Source organism: Gymnodinialimonas ulvae, from assembly GCF_037543845.1.
Classification (GTDB): Bacteria; Pseudomonadota; Alphaproteobacteria; order Rhodobacterales; family Rhodobacteraceae; genus Gymnodinialimonas; species Gymnodinialimonas ulvae.
Genome location: NZ_JBBIFX010000001.1, coordinates 678,364 through 693,910, shown reverse-complemented (window position 1 = coordinate 693,910; position 15,547 = coordinate 678,364). Strand labels below are relative to the sequence as shown.

Here is a 15,547-nt window from a genome sequence, read left to right as displayed (position 1 = left end):
GCCCGAGCCGCGCCGCTATCGCCGCGACACGCGCAACCGAATGCCGTCCTTCGCCCGCACCGTCAGATGCGCCACCGGCACCGGATCGTCGCCCGCGATCCGCTCAAACCGAAACGCACGGCACAACATCGCCAACAACAATACCCCCTCCACCATCGCGAACCCCGCGCCCGTGCACACCCGCGCGCCCGCCGAGAACGGGATGAATGCCTCCCGCGCGCAGGTCTTGCCGTTTTCCGTCTGCCAGCGGCCCGGATCGAACCCGTCGGGATCGTCCCACAGCCGCGCCTGCCGATGCAGGTGCCAGGGCGAGATGACCACCTGACTGCCACGCTTCACCACGCGCTTGCGAAACACTTCTGGCCGCGTCGTCTGCCGCACCATCATCGGCACCGGCGGATACAGTCGCAACGCCTCGCGAAACACATCGCGGGTCACCGCCAATCGCGACAGAACCGCGAAATCCGGCGCATCGGGCAAGCCCGCCGCCTCCTGCGCGACCCGCTCCTGCCACTCCGGATACCGCGCCAGCAGGTACAAAGCCCACCCCAGCGCCGAGGCGCTCGTCTCATGGCCCGCGAGAAAGAAGATCGCCACCTGATCGACCATCTCCTCGGCCGTGAACCGCTCCCCCGTCTGCGGGTCCGGCGTCGTCATGATCTTCGTGGCCAGATCATCGGGCGCTGTGCCCGCCGCAATCTCTGCCATCCGCGCCTGCGTCATGTCCGTGATCAACGCCCGGATTTCATCCGCCGCCTCCCGCGTCCGGGCCTTGTGCCCGCGCGGCAGCCATTTCGGCAACGGCACAAATGCCGCCGCATTCAGGATCGGCTGCGTCCTTTGATAGGCCCGGAACGCATGGAACACGCGGCTGGCAATCTCCGCCTCGATCGGCAGGGAAAACAGCGTGCGAAAGATCACATCCGCCGCCGCATGGCTCATCTCTTCCTCGACCTCCGCAACCCCCTCGGGCATGCGCGCCACCGCCGCAGCACCCGCCGCCCACATCGCGGGAAACGTATCGCGCAGCCGCCCGCCCTCGAACGCCGGGTCAATGATCCGCCTCTGTCTCTGCCACTCAGCCCCGTTGGTCAGGAACACCGCGTTTCCCAAAAGCGGCCGCAACCCCTCGCCCACGCGGCCGGATTTCGGGAAATCCAAAGGCCGCGCCTTCAACACCTCCGCAACCAATTCCGGCTGGTTGATCATATAGGACCGAAAAAACGGCGTCCGGAATTCCGCCATCCACGCGCGATACAACCGCTCCGGCTGCGCCGACAGGATATCCTTCCGAAACAGACGCATATACCGCCAAAGCGACACGCGTTCGGCCCTGGCCTCGGGCTTTGGGGGCACATCGCTCAAGGCGCGATATCCGTGTACCGGTTCACCGTCCGCGCAATCCGCGACCCCGACGGCGCGCGCGCACCGAACCGCTCCCACAAGGTCATCGGCCCCAATGTGACCCGAAAATACTCATACGCATCCCGACCCTCAGGCAGGGCATCAAACGCGTTGAGATACTGAAAGTGCAGGTCGAAAAGCCGCCATTTCAACCCCGCCCGCGCCGCCTCGGACAGGGTCTGCGTAAACGCCGCCGACACAACCAACGGCCAACGCTGCCCCTCCGGCGCCACGCCCGTAACCGCCACCGGATCGCACAGCGCGAATGAACACCCGTCGCCCGGCGCGCTGACATCGACCCAGGGCACGTCCGCCCCGCTCATCAACGCCAGATCGCCCCGCAACCGCCGCGCCTCGGGCAGGAAGGACACCATCGGCACCACTTGACCCAACGTCAAAAGCGACAAGATCGGGCCACCCTCCGGCACGCGCCCCGCCCGGATCAAATCGGCCAGAACCGACACCGCGATAGACGCACCCGAGGAATGGCCAACGACCAAAACCTCATCCGCGTCACCCTGCAAAACCTCTGCAATCCGGTCCGCGAACGCCGCCATCCGCGCCGCCTGGTCCGGCGGATACGCCCCCCTCAAAGACGACGCGAACGCGTAATCCTTCATCAAATACCAGGCGTAGAAATGGTCGCGACCGGCACACCACCGCAGAAACGCAATCCCAAGCACAAGTCCCGCACCATAGGCAGGCCCGACCATGATCTCCTCAAACCCCGCCCGTCCGCCAAGCCACGTAATTACCGCTCCAAGCGCCAGCGCCCCGACACCGGCCAAGACCAACTGCCCCAGCAGCACCAACACCGGATAGAGCGCCGCAATCACCGGCCCCTTGCGCAACCGCATCAACCGCCACAACGCGCCCGAGCTGACATAGATCCACGCCGTGCGCAGCAGCGCCCAATAGGTGGCCGCGACCCCGCCGCGCATCTGCGCGCGCACCAGATCGGCCCAATACAGCACCTCCAGATCGACCGCGACCTCTTCGCCCTCGACCACCGCATCCACATGCCAGCCGAACCGCACGCCTTCGGGCGGCTCGCCATGCTCGACCACATAGCCCGAGATCTGCGCCTGCCGCGCAGCCTCCCGGCGATACCGCTCGCGATAGGCACGCGGCGGCACCGGGTCAAAGCCGGGAATATAAAGAACATGCCTGCGGGTCACGCGCGCCATGGGCGCACCATAACCACCGCGCGGGTCAAGGCTAGGTTAATTCAGCCAAGCAAACCCAGTGCCGGGAACGTCTCAAGCAACCAAAACGCAAAGGCCGAGAACGCGCCCGTCATCAACGCAATGCCGACACCCACCAACAGCACGCCCATGACCCGTTCGATCATCTTCATGTGCCGCTTCATCCGCGCCATCAAACCCTGCGCCCGGTCGATGAACGCCGCCGCCAAAAGGAACGGCAGGCCGAGGCCCACGGCATAGACCGCCAACAACATCGTGCCCCGCTCCACGCTCGATTCCGTGGCCGCAATCGACAAGATCGCGCCAAGCTGCGGCCCGATGCACGGCGTCCAGCCAAACGCAAACGCCAACCCGAGCACATAGGCCCCGAAGGTCGAGCCCCCCTTGTCGCCCGCATCCAGACGCGCCTCGCGGTCCAAAAGCGGTATACGGATCACGCCCAGGAAATGCAGCCCGAAGATGATCACCACAGCCCCGGAAATCCGCGCCAGAAGGATCTGATTTTGCAAGAAAAACTGCCCCAGGAGCGAGGCGGTGAACCCAAGGAAGATGAACACCGTCGACAGACCCATCACGAAAAACAACGCCGGCAAAAGCGCCTTGCGCCGGGCCGTCGCGGTTTCTTCCTCGATGTCGGTCATCGTGATCCCGCCCATATAGGCCAGATACGGCGGCACAATGGGCAACACGCAGGGGCTCAGGAAACTCAACACCCCCGCCGCCAGCGCCACCAGCATCGCGGGCAAAAGCGATGCGTCAAACAGATCAATACCGAACATACATTCACCCTTAGACGCCGCGCCGCACCCCGTCACCCGCCAAAGCCGCACAATCGCGTAGACGTGAGAAGCGTGTCACGTTAGCACCGCTGTCATGCCCGTCCCGTCCCCTGACCCGCTCCTGATCGACGCCCGCGACCTGCTGTGCCCTTTGCCGGTGCTGCGCCTGCGCAAGGCGTTGGCCACGGCCGCGCCGGGCACCGAGGTCATGCTTCTGGCCACCGATCCCGCCGCCCATGTCGATGTCCCGCATTTCTGCGCCGAGCAGGGCCACACCCTGGTGTCGAGCCTCGAAGAGGGCGGCGCGACCCGCTACCACATTCGTCGCGGCGGTTAACACCTGCGCCGCCACCCGCCCAATACGCGCGGCCCTGTTTTCCACTGGGTCTGAAATACCTCCCCCGGAGGGTCCGCACGTTCCACGCGCACCTCCGCCCGCGCCCCAAGCGCACTCCGGGCCAAAACCGCTCAGGCTCCCTCGGGAAACACCACCATCGCCGCCGGATCCCAGGCCACCCGCGCAGGCGCCCCCACCTCAAGCACATCGCGGCCCACCACATTGCGCATCGACAGGCGCACCGGCGCGTCCAACCCCGCAAGGCGCACGTCGTAATAGGTCATGTCGCCGTAGTAGACGACCTCGTCGATCACGCCGGACACCTCGCGCGCACGCGCCACCTCGCCCTCATACAAGAGCGACAGCGTCTCGGGCCTGAGCCCCACCGAACACGCCCCCGACACCGCCCCTTGCGGGCAGAACACGCCGTCGATCTCGACCCGGCCCAAACCGGCCACATCCAAACCATCGCCCGCCACCGCGGGCAGAAAATTCATCACCCCGATGAAATCCGCCACCCGCTTGGTTGCAGGCCGCCGGTACAGATCCTCGGGGTCATCAAGCTGCGCGATCTCGCCCTCGAACATCACCGCGATGCGGTCCGACATCACCAGCGCCTCTTCCTGATCATGGGTCACAAGCACAAAGGTAATCCCCACCTCGCGCTGCAGCTTCATCAACTCCACCTGCATGTCCTCGCGCATCTTGCGATCCAGCGCCGAGAGCGGCTCGTCGAGCAACAACACCTTCGGCTTCAAGATCAACGCGCGTGCCAAGGCCACCCTCTGGCGCTGCCCGCCCGAAAGCGCATGGGCCGCGCGGCCCCCGAACGCCCCAAGCCCCACCATCTCCAGCGCTTCGCCAATCGCGCGGGTCTTGTCGCCCGTGCCCATGCCGGATTTGCGCAACCCAAAGCCCACATTCTGCTCCACGCTGAGATGCGGGAAAATCGCGTAGCTCTGGAACACCATGTTCGTGGGCCGCAGGTTCGGCGGCACCCCCGCCATGTCCTTGCCCGACAGGGTGATTGACCCGCCCGAGATCTCCTCGAAGCCCGCAATCGCGCGCAGAAGCGTGGTCTTGCCACAGCCCGACGGCCCCAGCAGCGAGAAGAATTCCCCCGCCCCGATCTCCGCCGTAATATCGCGCAACGCATGATACTCGCCGTAATACTTGTTCACGCCACGCAGGGCGATCAGCGGTTCACTCACAAGAACCCTCCCGCATCATTCTGGCCCATTTTCCGCAATCCCCGCCGCCGGAACCCGTCGGCCACCACCAGCAACACAATCGACAACGCCACCAGGATCGTCCCCAACGCCATCACCACCGGCAAGCGCGCCGGGAACCGCAGCTGGCCCCACAAATACACCGGCAGCGTCGGCTCATTGCCCGACAGGAAGAAGGCGATGATGAATTCGTCCAGCGAGATGATGAAACAGATCAACAACGACGCCACGATCCCAGGCGCCACCAGCGGCAGGATCACCAACCGGAACGCGCCCGCGCGGGTCTCGCCCAAATCAACAGCCGCTTCTTCCAGCGATTGATCCAGGCCCGCGAAACTGCCCTGCAAGATCGCAATCGCAAACGGCATGCACAACAACGTATGACCAAGGATGATGGTAAAGATCGACGTGTCGATCCCCAGTTGCATCAACACCACCAACAGCGAAATCGCCACGATCACCTCCGGCAAGACCAGCGGCAGCATGATGAACCCCATCAACCCCGCCTTCAGCGGGAACCGGTACCGCGTCGCCGCGCGCGCCGCGAACAGCCCCAGACACGTCGCCAGAACCGCCACCGACACCGCGATGATCAACGAATTGACCGTCGCCTCATGCAGCGCCGGAATATTGGCCAACTCGGCGAACCAGCCCCAGGTGAAGCCGCGCAGCGGAAAGGCAATGACCGTCCCATCGTTGAATGCAAACAGCGGCAGAAGCACGATCGGCGCATACAGAAACACCAGATAAAGCGCCGCAAACACGCCAAGGGGCCGGAGCTTCATATCCCCCACCTCCCCTTCGGCAGGAACACCGCGATGGCAACCGCGCCCCCCGCCATGATCGCCGCCATCGCCCCCAGCGTGCCCGCCGGGCCCAACCATGCCTCACCGTAATGCCACAGTCCCCACAGCACCCCGATATCGACCACCGCCGCGACACCCGCCAGCGCCAGGCCCGCCGCACCGCCGCCCACCCGGTCGCTCAGATGCACCCAGAACCGCACATGCAAAATCGCCCAGGCCAGCGTGATCGTCACCGACAACATCGCCACCACCGCCAGCGTCGCGCCCATCGGCCGATTGCTCAGGTCAAAGATCTGCACATAGATCATGTTGGCGATCATCGTGCCGCCCGATCCGCCCACCAGACGCGGCGTCACGTAATCGCCCACCGTCGGGATGAACACGATCAGAACCGCCGCCAAGACCCCCGGCATCGCCAGCGGGAGGGTCACGCGGAAGAATGTCATCACCGCCCCCTCGCCCAGATCCTTCGCCGCCTCCAACAGGTTGCGGTCGATCTTCTCAAGGCTCACGAAAATCGGCAGGATCGCGAACGGCGCGAACGCATGGGCCAGCGTGATCACCACCGCATTGGCGTTGTAAAGGATCCAAGGCAGAGGCTCCTCGATCAGGCCCAATTCCACCAGCGTCCCGTTGATCGGCCCGTCATAGGCCAGGATCACGCGCCACAGGAAAATCCGGATCAAATAGCTGGTCCAGAACGGGATCGTGATCAGGAACAACCACAATGCCTTTTTCTCGGGCCGCACGTAGAAGCTGATGTAATAGGCAATCGGAAACGCAAGGATCACCGTCACCGCCGTGACACTCGCCGAGATCCGCAACGACCGCATCATCAACGCGCGATACAGCGGATCGGTCAGCGCCTCGCGGTAATTCTCAAGCGTGAGGGTCCGGTCGATCTCCAGGAAGTTCTGCGTCCAGAAGCTGAACAGGATGATCGTCAGAAGCGGCACCGCCAGCAACAGGATCGCAAACACCAGTGCCGGGCTGAGCGTGATCAACCCTTGCCGTGCTTCGCGTGTCAGCCCCTGACCCAATCCCCGGCCTCTCCGATTTCGGATGTGGCCAAGTCTTCACAGGATCACGGGGCCTTCGCAAGGGGGCGGTTCGGTTTGGGCGCGCGTGCCCTCCGGGCGTGCTTACGCCGCCGCGTCCACCGTATCCGGGCGCACGAAGCCCAGACCCCCCATGAACAACCGTGCAAGCGATTGCCGCACCACGGCCTCGATCGACCGCGTGTCCATTCCATGGCGCCGGGCAATCACGAAGGCCATCGCCGAGGCCAAGACCACGGCAAAGACCGCAAGGCACACCAATGCAGCCAGAACCACGGTGCCGATCTGCGCCAGTTCCGCCAGCAGGATCAACAGCCCCGCCGCCGATACGGCCCCGCCCTGCCCGCCCGAGACCGCGAGCGCCACGATCGTGAAGGCCGACCCGCCCAGAAACAGCGCCGATGGGAACGACGCGCGAAACGCCCGCCGCAACCCGTCCCATGCCATCCGCGCGTTGTCCGGACGCGGCTGCCAGCCATGCACGCTTTGCCAATCCGGCAGATTGTCTTCCGGCCGGGCCAGCCAGGCATCGACAACCGCCGCAACGATCCCGCCCGACAGCACCATCAAGCCCACGGCCCAAGGCACTCCAACCATCCACAGCCCCACGGCAATCGCCCCGATCAAAAGGAACTGCCCCGTGACATAAAGCGGAAAGGTCAGTCCGATCTGCACATCATCCCAGGTCAGCCGGGCGCCATCCGGACCCTTGCCCGACATGATCCGCTCCACCAACGGCCCCATGAACAGCACCGGCAGGATGACCAGAGGCAGCAACAGGATAGGGCTGATCGCGCCTAGGATCGTGCGTTCCACGTCCGCCAGGCTGAACGCCATCCCCAGCACAACCGCCAGAAGCCCGCCGCTGCCCAGTTTGATCCGGAACTTCGACCAGCTCTGCGCGCCGCGCCATGCCCCGACCGGGTCCGCGAGCACGAAAGTCACGAAGACGAACAAGGATGCCGTCGTGATCGCCGCATCCCGCGCGCCGACCGCCTGCATCATCCACGAGGCCGCGAAACAGGCCGCAAACGCGATCGCCAGCCCCCCTAGATGGTCCAACAGGATGGATTTGCCAAATTGCTTAACGTGATCGGCCACAATACGAACTCCGAGCAAACTTTTGCCCGTGATACGCGCGGAAATGGGCACGCGCGCGACGCAAATGGAGCCAAAATGCGGCGGCTCTCCAGCGCCGCGCCGGCCCGGAATGCGGGGTTAAAAAAGTGTAAAGAGAATCGCGAAAACTGCGCGATATCAATCACATGACCCCGATGTGCACGCGTGCACAGCCCATAAAAAAGGGCCACCCCACCGGGCGGCCCCTTTGAATTCCTGGCAAGTGCCGTGGATCAGCGCTTGGAGAACTGGAAGCTCCGGCGCGCCTTGCGGCGGCCATACTTCTTGCGTTCCACCACGCGGCTGTCGCGGGTCAGGAAGCCCGCTGCCTTCAGCGCCCCGCGCAAGCTCGGCTCATAAAGCTGCAACGCCTTCGAGATGCCGTGCTTGACCGCACCGGCCTGGCCCGAAAGACCACCGCCCTTGACGGTCGCCATCACGTCGAACTCGCCATCCACACCGGCCACGGTGAACGGCTGGCGCAGGATCATCTGCAACACGGGACGGGCGAAATACGTCGACATTTCCTTGCCGTTCACAACCACCTTGCCGGAGCCCGGCTTGATCCAGACGCGGGCCACCGCATCCTTCCGCTTGCCGGTCGCATAAGACCGACCCAGCGCATCACGCTGCGGCTCACGGGGGGTCGCGTCGATCACCGGCGCTGCGGCTTCGGTGCCCTCGACGCTGTCGCGCAATTCGTCGAGCGATGTAAGTGTCTCAGCCATTATGCGCTCCGCGTGTTTTTCTTGTTCATCGACGCCACGTCGAGAACGGTAGGATCCTGGGCCTCATGCGGATGCTCGCCACCTGCATAAACCCGCAGGTTGGTCATCTGCTGACGGCTCAACTTGTTGCCCGGCAGCATCCGCTTGACGGCCTGCATGACAACCCGCTCGGGGTGCTTGCCTTCGAGGATCTGGCCGGTCGTGCGCGACTTGATCCCACCCGGATAGCCGGTGTGCCAATAGTTCGGCTTGTCGCGCTTGTTGCCCGTCACCTGCACCTTGTCGGCGTTGATGACGATGACATTGTCGCCCATATCCATGGACGGCGTGAACGACGGCTTATGCTTGCCGCGAAGACGCATGGCGACAATCGACGCAAGACGGCCCAGAACGATGCCTTCGGCGTCGATCAGGATCCATTTCTTGTCAATGTCCGCCGGCGTGGCAGAGAAGGTTTTCATATCGAACGTTTCCTTTCGGGGGCCGATCCGGCCTAGAAAAACGAAAGAGGGGCGCGTGCCCCCCGAACTACGCCGTCTTCTAACCATCTACGCGTCCGCGTCAAGCGCCACAAACCCTCACAAATCACACAAAAACAACGCCTTACATATGGGGTCTTATTTTACCCCACATTTTTTGCCGCCCCCTTTCTCCAATACCCCCAAACTTCCGCCCCAAACCCATGCCACCCCTACTGACATGAAACGCCTTCTCCTCATCCTCGCGCTCCTCCCCCTCGCCGCCTGCGGGCCAAGGGAATACACGTGGAACCAGCGCATGACGCTGGTGGTGGAGACACCGGACGGCATCGTGGAAAGCTCTTCGGTGATCGAAGTCAACGCCACCTATTGCCCGGACGGCTGCGGCCTCGCGGGCGATATCGAAGTGGGCTATGGCTACCGTGGCGAAGTGGTGGCCGTGGAAGTCCTTCCCGGCCGGTGGCTCTTCACATTGTTTGGCCAGTAGGCAGAACGGATGTACCGCGCCTCCCCGGATCAGTTTGGTGGGATTCCTTTACAAGATCGCGGCGCGTGGCTGGCGGCGACGCCAGATCAAACGGAGCCGGTGGAGCTGACCGAGGGGTTCTGGCCACGGTTAGTAACGTTCGCCGATCTACACGCACCCAGCACCATTACAACGGTCGATCCGGGCAATCTTGCCGAAACCTTCGGTCAAGGCGTCCGCTTGGTTTCCATAACACTCGAAATTACGGATGAGCCAAGGACTTCAGGCATTGTTGAGCCATTGCTCCAATGGCTTCCAAACCATTATGGTCGAATGTTGGATGGTGCTCGTTACAGACATATTTGTGCCGAGAACAGGTTGGCCAACGACCTTTCCGCAGGCGCTTTCTCGACCGAGGTCGTTCCATCGGAAAACCCACCGCCGCCCATTGCATTCACGCTCGACTGTCTAGATCGTCGCGAGCATGACGATCGACCGAACCATTCCGGACCACCTGACCCACCATGACGGCACCACCTACGCCGGCACGCACCTCATCATCGACGTCCACAACGCCAAAAACCTCAACGACCGCCCCCATATCGAACAGGCGCTCCGCGACGCGACTCAAGCCACCGGTGCCACGCTCCTGAGCCTGCATTCCCACCATTTCTCGCCCCAGGGTGTCACCGCCATGGCGATCCTCGCGGAATCCCACATCTCGTGCCACACATGGCCCGAAATCGGCTTTGCGGCGTTTGATATCTTCATGTGCGGCGCCACCGATCCCCACGCCGCCATCCCAATCCTGCAAGCGGCCTTCGAGACCCCCGACATCCGCGTCACCGAACTGCATCGCGGCGCAACCTGACGGCTCCGAAGACACGGCCCAAACACCGCCCCCGCTTCCTTGTTTCAAAAATACTCTGGGGGGAGGCTGCGGTCCCAAAGGACCGTGGGCGGGGGGCAACGCCCCCCAATCCCAACCCAACCAATCACTTCGGCGGAATCGAATAGGTCATCGACATCCGCGCCACCGGTCCCGCAACCCCGTCGGAAAAGATCAAACACTCCCCCACCGCCAAAACCCGACCCAGCTTGAGCAACCGGCACTCACAGATCATGTCCACCCCCGCCACCGGCTTGCGCATGAAATCGAACGAGCCGCTTGTCGTCACCGCCAACGCCTCGCGCCCGAGCATCGCAATCACCGCCACGTAAACCGACACATCCCCCAGCGCGAACATCGCAGGCCCCGACACCGTGCCGCCGGGCCGCAAGTGCCGCTCGGCCACGGGCATCCGCACCCGCACCGCCATATCGGCCACCTCTTCGATGACGAAATCGCCCCGCACCTGCGGAAACACCTCATCAAGATAGGCCGCGACCTCATCGGCCTGCATCTTCACCGCCATGGCTCTTCCCCCTGTCCTGCTCCACAGGTACCTTTGCCAAACCGACCCACCTGCGCAAGGGAGCCGCGCCCATGTCAACCGATCCCCTCGTCCTGCGCGACGATCTTGGGCCCATCACCCATCTGACGCTGAACTCACCGAAAAACCTCAATGCCTTGAGCGATGAGATGCTGGCCGCTTTGCAAGATGCGCTCGACGCCCTCGCCGTTTCACCCGAGCAGAAGGTCATCGTGCTCAAAGGCGCGGGCCGGGCGTTTTGTGCGGGCCATGACCTCAAGCAGATGCAAGCCGCCCGCCAATCCCCCGACAACGGCGCGGCTGCGTGGAAAGACCTCTTCGACCGCTGCGCCCACCTGATGCAGACCATCCCCCGCCTGCCCCAACCCGTCATCGCGCAGGTCCACGGCCTCGCCGCCGCCGCCGGGTGTCAGCTCGTGGCGTCGTGCGATCTCGCCGTGGCCGAGACGGACGCGAAATTCGGCGTCAACGGCGTCAACATTGGCCTCTTTTGCTCCACGCCCATGGTCGCGCTTTCCCGCGTCATGCCCCGCAAGCAGGTGTTCGAAATGCTCACCACCGGCAAGTTCCTGACCGCCGCAGAGGCGCAAGGCGCGGGCCTCATCAACCGCACGGCCCCTCTGGACCGGCTGGAGGCCGCAACAAACGACCTCGCCCAAACCATCGCCGCCAAACTCGGCTCCGCCGTGCGTGTCGGAAAACAGGCGTTCTATGCGCAGGCCGAGCTCACGACCGCCGAGGCCTACGCGCTCACCGGCGAGGTCATGGTCGAAAACATGCTGAACCGCGATACCGACGAAGGGATCAGCGCGTTTCTGGAAAAACGCCCGCCCGAGTGGTCCTGAGGGCAGAACGGGACGCTCCACAGTGTTAAGAAAAAGTAAACGAAAACGTCTTTCTCTTTTCTATTCAGCATGTTGACATAGGGTTGCAACCTTGCAACCGCACCTCAAACCCCGAACAACGCCCCGTATTTGGCATCCAGATAGTCCAGCAAAGGCGCCTCGCTGATCTGCTCGCCCGTGGCCTGCATGATCGTCTCTCGCGGCGGTCTCAGACCCCCGTGGCGCTGCACATTGTCCCGCAACCATTCAAGCGCCCTCGACGGATCGCCTGCCGCAAGGCCCGCGTCCAGATCCGGCACGTCGCGCCGCAACGCCGCATGCAGACACCCGGCATAAACATTGCCAAGCGCATAGGTCGGGAAATACCCAAACAGCCCCACCGACCAATGCACATCCTGCAACATCCCGTTCGAGGGCCGGTCGACCTGCATCCCGAAATCCGACGCGAACCGCGCGTTCCAAGCCTCTTCGAGATCCTCGACCTCCAACGCGCCACCAAAGAGCTGCCGTTCCAGATCAAAGCGCAGCATCACATGCAGATTGTAATGCACCTCGTCGGCCTCGGTGCGGATATATCCGGTCTCGACCCGGTTGATCACCCGCGCGAAATCCTCCGCCCCTGTCGAAAGCCCGCCGAAATGCGCGGCCATGTGACCATGCAGGTACTGCGTGAACGGCGCGGACCGCGCCAGTTGGTTCTCGTAGATCCGGCTCTGGCTCTCGTGCACGCCCATCGACACGCCCTGCCCCAACGCCGTCAGGCGCAGCGCGGGCGCGATGTTCTGCTCGTAGCAGGCGTGGCCCACCTCATGGATGGTCGAGTAAAGGCACCCCAGCGGCTCCGCCTCATCAACCCGCGTGGTGATCCGCACATCCGCGCCGGACCCCGAGCTGAACGGATGCACCGCCAGATCGATCCGCCCGGTGTCGAAGGAATAGCCGAACACCCGCGCGATCTCCGCGCTCAGGTCAAGCTGCGCCTGCTTCGAGAAGCGCCCCCGCAAAGGTGCGGGCATCTGAACGCCCGACAAGCGATCGCGCAAGGCAACCAACCGGGGCCGCATCCGATCAAACAGGGCCGCAATCTCGGCTGCATTCGTTCCCGGCTCGTAATCCTGCAAAAGAGTGTCATAGAGATCGCCCCCCGCGGCAACCGCCGCGGCCTCTTCCCGGCGTAGAGCAACCACCTGCTTCAGCGTTGGCAAAAAGCCCGCCACGTTATCCTCGGCCCGCGCCTTGGCCCAGATCCCCTGACTGACCGAGGTCAGCCGCGCCAGTTCCGCCGCCAGATCCGCCGGCACCTTCACCGCACGGTCATAGCTGCGGCGGATCTCACGCAATTGCGCCGCTTCCACATCATCCGCCGGGCGCGCCTGATCAAGCCATTCGCCCACCCGGCCATCGGTCCGTCGGGCATGCAGCACGGATTCCAGCGCCGCCATCTCCTCGCTGCGCTGCGCGCTCGCACCGGGCGGCATCATTGTTTCCTGATCCCATCCCAATCGGCCCATCACCTGACCCAGCGCCTCGGTCGTGCGCTGGTGCGCCAGAAGTTCGTCCATCGCGGCCATCAGGCGGCTCCTCTCACGGATTGGGGCAGCGGATAACGCGCCAGAAACCGCGCCCGCAAAATCAGGGTGATCAGGACCACAGCCCCGAATTGGTGCAAGATCGCCAGGTACCAGGGCGAGGAATGCATCACCGTTACAATGCCCAGAACGACCTGCCCGAACATCATCACGCCCACCCAATCAAAGGCCCGCTTCGTGGCCGCCCGCGACGACCGACGCGACGCCATCCACGCCCCGATCCCGAAGAGCAGTAGCACATAGCCGGTGATCCGGTGAAGAAACTGCACCGTGCCGTCATTCTCGAACAGGTTGCGATACCACGGCTCCAGAACCCACATATCCGGCGGCGTGAACCCTCCCGCCATCAACGGCCAGTCGATGTAATTGCGCCCCGCATCGATCCCGGCGACCAGCGCACCGATCAGGATCTGCACGAACGTCAGGTGCAACAGACCCGTCGCCATCCCATGCAGCTTGCGGTCGCCGTCCCGGCGCGCGGTCATCAATTCCGCCTCCTGCCGCCCGAGCGTCAGGATATACCACGCCATCAATGCGAGGATCACAAACGCCAACACCAGGTGCACCGCCAGCCTGTAGGAGGCGACATCGAACATCCCCGGCGCAAGGCCGGAATGCACCATCCACCACCCCGCAAGGCCCTGGAGTGCGCCAAGCGCGCCCAACAAAAGCAGACGCCCGCTCCATCCGGTTGGCACCGATTTGGTGGCGAGAAGGCCCACAAATCCGACCGCCCACACAACCCCAAGAAAGCGCGCCCACTGCCGGTGGCCCCATTCCCACCAGTAGATGAACTGGAACTCCGACATCGACATGCCGCGATTTTGTTCCTGATATTCCGTGGTCGCACGGTAGGCCTCCAACTCGGCCTGCCATGCGGCCTCGTTCAGCGGCGGGATCGCGCCCGAGATCGGCGCCCATTCGGTGATGGACAGCCCGCTGTCCGTCAGACGGGTCAAACCGCCGACCGCGATCTGGATCACCACCATCACGAACAGGATCATGATGAACAGCCGCACACGCCGCCGCCCGCGCCCACGATCCCCGGTCACACCACCGGGTGTGGCGGCGGGTTTCCGCGCCTCGCCGACCTCTTCGAAAATGCTGCGTCCACCGGCCATGATCGTCCCTCTTCGCTCTTGTGCGCAGACCTAACCCGGCCCCCACCGCCCTTCAAGCGCCCGCGACACCTTGCGCGGGGGCGCCGCTTGCGGCCTGCTCCCACGCCCTTGTCGGATCCTGCCGCCAGCGGACCGCGCTAATTGTGATCCTTGCGCTTGCCATCGGCCCAACGCGCCATCTGCCGCAGGACGCCGTGCAGGGTCTGCACATCGGCCCTGGTGAGCGGCAGCCGCCCCCAAAGATTGCGCAGCGTCAGTTTCATGCTGTCGGCCTTGTGCGGCGGCCAGAAGAACCCGGCCTCCTCCATCTGCGCCTCATAATGATCACCCAGGGCCGCAATTTCGGCTCCGTTGGCAAACTCCGTTTTGGCCAATTCCATAACCTCAGGCGCCACATCGACGGATTGCCTGCGCCATTCGTAGCCACACAGCAGCACACATTGCGCGAGGTTCAGAGACGGGAAATCCGGGTTCACCGGCACCGAGATGATCGCATCCGCGCGCGCGATATCCGCATTTTCAAGCCCCGCACGTTCCGGCCCGAACAAGACGCCCACCTTGCCGCCCTGCGCCGCAATGGCGCGGGCTTGTTCCATCGCGCGCTCGGGCGTGACAACGGGCTTGGTCATGCCCCGCTCACGCGCCGTGGTCGCAAAGACATAGGTGCAATCGTGCAGCGCCCCGGGCACGTCGTCGAACAGCCCGGCCTGATCCAACAGACGCCCCGCCCCGCTGGCCAGCGCCACCGCGCGCTCGTTCGGCCAGCCATCACGCGGGGCCACGACCCGCATATGATCGAGGCCGAAGTTCCACATCGCACGGGCCGCCGCGCCGATGTTTTCGCCCATTTGCGGGCGGACAAGCACAAAGGCGGGTTGGCGCGGGGTGGTTTGCGTATCGGACATGGGCCGCCGCTTAGCCAATGGTCCGCCCTGCTGCAAGCCGTCCC

At 64.0% G+C, this 15,547-nt stretch carries 18 protein-coding genes; 5 read left to right on the top strand and 13 right to left on the bottom strand.

Annotated features, from left to right (window positions below):
• Window positions 1–15 precede the first annotated feature (15 nt).
• The 3 genes from V8J83_RS03315 to V8J83_RS03305 are packed head-to-tail and all read right to left on the bottom strand — an operon-like array spanning window position 16 to window position 3,388.
• Window positions 16–1,305: a cytochrome P450 gene (locus tag V8J83_RS03315; protein WP_339985962.1), complete on the bottom strand. Its 1,290-nt coding sequence runs from the start codon at window positions 1,303–1,305 to the stop codon at window positions 16–18.
• Window positions 1,306–1,361: 56 nt separating this feature from the next.
• Window positions 1,362–2,591, bottom strand: a complete 1,230-nt coding sequence (locus V8J83_RS03310; protein ID WP_339983457.1) for a hypothetical protein — start codon at window positions 2,589–2,591, stop codon at window positions 1,362–1,364.
• Window positions 2,592–2,632: 41 nt separating this feature from the next.
• Window positions 2,633–3,388, bottom strand: coding sequence for a cytochrome c biogenesis CcdA family protein (locus V8J83_RS03305; protein WP_339983455.1), 756 nt, complete (start codon window positions 3,386–3,388; stop codon window positions 2,633–2,635).
• Between the two features lie 94 nt (window positions 3,389–3,482).
• On the opposite strand from V8J83_RS03305, the gene V8J83_RS03300 reads away from it, so the two are divergent.
• Window positions 3,483–3,725 carry a sulfurtransferase TusA family protein gene (locus V8J83_RS03300; RefSeq protein WP_339983453.1) on the top strand — a complete coding sequence of 81 codons (243 nt, stop codon included), beginning with the start codon at window positions 3,483–3,485 and terminating at the stop codon, window positions 3,723–3,725.
• A 131-nt stretch (window positions 3,726–3,856) separates the two neighbouring features.
• Here the strand turns inward: V8J83_RS03300 and V8J83_RS03295 are convergent, their stop codons facing one another.
• The 6 genes from V8J83_RS03295 to rplM all read right to left on the bottom strand — a co-directional run bounded on the left by V8J83_RS03295 (window position 3,857) and on the right by rplM (window position 9,126).
• Window positions 3,857–4,936 (bottom strand): ABC transporter ATP-binding protein, encoded by a 1,080-nt coding sequence (locus V8J83_RS03295; RefSeq protein WP_339983451.1) that lies wholly within the window; start codon window positions 4,934–4,936, stop codon window positions 3,857–3,859.
• Complete coding sequence (locus V8J83_RS03290) at window positions 4,933–5,739, bottom strand: ABC transporter permease (RefSeq protein WP_339983449.1); 807 nt, start codon at window positions 5,737–5,739, stop codon at window positions 4,933–4,935. The genes V8J83_RS03295 and V8J83_RS03290 overlap by 4 nt, the downstream gene beginning before the upstream one ends.
• Window positions 5,736–6,800 (bottom strand): ABC transporter permease, encoded by a 1,065-nt coding sequence (locus V8J83_RS03285; RefSeq protein WP_339983447.1) that lies wholly within the window; start codon window positions 6,798–6,800, stop codon window positions 5,736–5,738. Before V8J83_RS03285 ends, V8J83_RS03290 begins: the two co-directional genes overlap by 4 nt.
• A gap of 102 nt (window positions 6,801–6,902) precedes the next feature.
• Window positions 6,903–7,919 (bottom strand): hypothetical protein, encoded by a 1,017-nt coding sequence (locus tag V8J83_RS03280; protein WP_339983445.1) that lies wholly within the window; start codon window positions 7,917–7,919, stop codon window positions 6,903–6,905.
• 251 nt (window positions 7,920–8,170) lie between these two features.
• A complete protein-coding gene (gene rpsI / locus V8J83_RS03275; RefSeq protein ID WP_339983443.1) occupies window positions 8,171–8,665 on the bottom strand; it encodes a 30S ribosomal protein S9 in 495 nt (164 codons plus the stop codon).
• On the bottom strand, window positions 8,665–9,126 hold the full coding sequence (rplM, locus tag V8J83_RS03270; protein ID WP_339983441.1) for a 50S ribosomal protein L13: 462 nt from the start codon (window positions 9,124–9,126) through the stop codon (window positions 8,665–8,667). Before rplM ends, rpsI begins: the two co-directional genes overlap by 1 nt.
• Before the next feature lie 238 nt (window positions 9,127–9,364).
• On the opposite strand from rplM, the gene V8J83_RS03265 reads away from it, so the two are divergent.
• The 3 genes from V8J83_RS03265 to speD are packed head-to-tail and all read left to right on the top strand — an operon-like array spanning window position 9,365 to window position 10,481.
• On the top strand, window positions 9,365–9,631 hold the full coding sequence (locus V8J83_RS03265) for a hypothetical protein (protein WP_339983439.1): 267 nt from the start codon (window positions 9,365–9,367) through the stop codon (window positions 9,629–9,631).
• 9 nt (window positions 9,632–9,640) lie between these two features.
• The gene (locus V8J83_RS03260) at window positions 9,641–10,138 is read left to right on the top strand and encodes a hypothetical protein (protein ID WP_339983437.1); all 498 of its coding nucleotides are present in this window, start codon (window positions 9,641–9,643) and stop codon (window positions 10,136–10,138) included.
• Window positions 10,095–10,481 carry an adenosylmethionine decarboxylase gene (speD, locus tag V8J83_RS03255; protein ID WP_339983435.1) on the top strand — a complete coding sequence of 129 codons (387 nt, stop codon included), beginning with the start codon at window positions 10,095–10,097 and terminating at the stop codon, window positions 10,479–10,481. The genes V8J83_RS03260 and speD overlap by 44 nt, the downstream gene beginning before the upstream one ends.
• Window positions 10,482–10,605: 124 nt before the next feature.
• Here speD and V8J83_RS03250 read toward each other — a convergent pair whose 3' ends face one another.
• Window positions 10,606–11,025: a PaaI family thioesterase gene (locus V8J83_RS03250; protein ID WP_339983432.1), complete on the bottom strand. Its 420-nt coding sequence runs from the start codon at window positions 11,023–11,025 to the stop codon at window positions 10,606–10,608.
• 71 nt (window positions 11,026–11,096) lie between these two features.
• On the opposite strand from V8J83_RS03250, the gene V8J83_RS03245 reads away from it, so the two are divergent.
• The gene (locus tag V8J83_RS03245) at window positions 11,097–11,888 is read left to right on the top strand and encodes an enoyl-CoA hydratase (protein WP_339983431.1); all 792 of its coding nucleotides are present in this window, start codon (window positions 11,097–11,099) and stop codon (window positions 11,886–11,888) included.
• A gap of 104 nt (window positions 11,889–11,992) precedes the next feature.
• On the opposite strand, the gene V8J83_RS03240 is transcribed toward V8J83_RS03245, so the two are convergent.
• The 3 genes from V8J83_RS03240 to V8J83_RS03230 all read right to left on the bottom strand — a co-directional run bounded on the left by V8J83_RS03240 (window position 11,993) and on the right by V8J83_RS03230 (window position 15,503).
• Window positions 11,993–13,459: a carboxypeptidase M32 gene (locus tag V8J83_RS03240; protein WP_339983430.1), complete on the bottom strand. Its 1,467-nt coding sequence runs from the start codon at window positions 13,457–13,459 to the stop codon at window positions 11,993–11,995.
• Window positions 13,459–14,598 (bottom strand): heme A synthase, encoded by a 1,140-nt coding sequence (ctaA, locus tag V8J83_RS03235; protein ID WP_339983428.1) that lies wholly within the window; start codon window positions 14,596–14,598, stop codon window positions 13,459–13,461. Before ctaA ends, V8J83_RS03240 begins: the two co-directional genes overlap by 1 nt.
• Before the next feature lie 137 nt (window positions 14,599–14,735).
• Window positions 14,736–15,503: an RNA methyltransferase gene (locus V8J83_RS03230; protein ID WP_339983426.1), complete on the bottom strand. Its 768-nt coding sequence runs from the start codon at window positions 15,501–15,503 to the stop codon at window positions 14,736–14,738.
• Window positions 15,504–15,547: the final 44 nt, after the last annotated feature.